Source organism: Halorubrum sp. SS7, from assembly GCF_005435055.1.
GTDB classification, from domain to species: Archaea; Halobacteriota; Halobacteria; order Halobacteriales; family Haloferacaceae; genus Halorubrum; species Halorubrum salinarum.
The window spans coordinates 1-540 of record NZ_SGXV01000256.1 but is presented as its reverse complement, the minus strand read 5'-3'; the positions used below and the strand labels follow the sequence as shown (position 1 = coordinate 540).

1 protein-coding gene is annotated in these 540 nt (G+C 62.4%); it reads left to right on the top strand.

What is annotated here, in order from left to right:
* The first annotated feature begins 344 nt into the window (after nucleotides 1-344).
* A complete protein-coding gene (locus EXE44_RS17905; RefSeq protein WP_092920107.1) occupies nucleotides 345-524 on the top strand; it encodes a hypothetical protein in 180 nt (59 codons plus the stop codon).
* Nucleotides 525-540 lie beyond the last annotated feature (16 nt).

Below are 540 nucleotides of genomic sequence, written 5' to 3'. Positions count from 1 at the left end.
ACGGTGTCGGTCGCCCGCCGAGCGGCACCATCGTCTCGAGCGTGACCTCGGTCGGCGGTTCGACCCGGAGGATCTGTCCTAACTCGAACGCCGTAGATGGGACAGTTATCTCGACGATAACGCTCATCAGATACGTTCCCGTTCTGGCGCAACCGCGTTAAAGACTCGGTAGCGGTGCTCTGACGGCGCCGATAGTAACTTGGCGTACCACGCGTTCCGGTACTGTTATGCCGTGCGAAGCCGTGTCATATGTCGTTGAGACACGCGGCTGCGGTCCCTCGTCCGTGTGGTGGTAACTCCCACGATCCGGCGGCGTCGTATCGCAGTCGCGTGTGCTGCCCACCATGACAACCGACTTCACTTCAGACGACGAGATGTCGAGTCCAGAGGAGTTCGAGGCGGCTCTCGGTCAGGTGATTCTCACCGCCCTCGAAAACGGCATCGACCCCCGCGGGACCTGGGAGTACCGTACCAACGGGACGGATTCGGACGTGGAAGTGATGGTGGTCGAGCTGGCGGACTGACGCGACGCGGGCCGCG

Bases quoted from the DNA above. Each gene is read 5' to 3' on its own strand.
- EXE44_RS17905 (WP_092920107.1), top strand. From the start codon at position 345: ATGACAACCGACTTCACTTCAGACGACGAGATGTCGAGTCCAGAGGAG.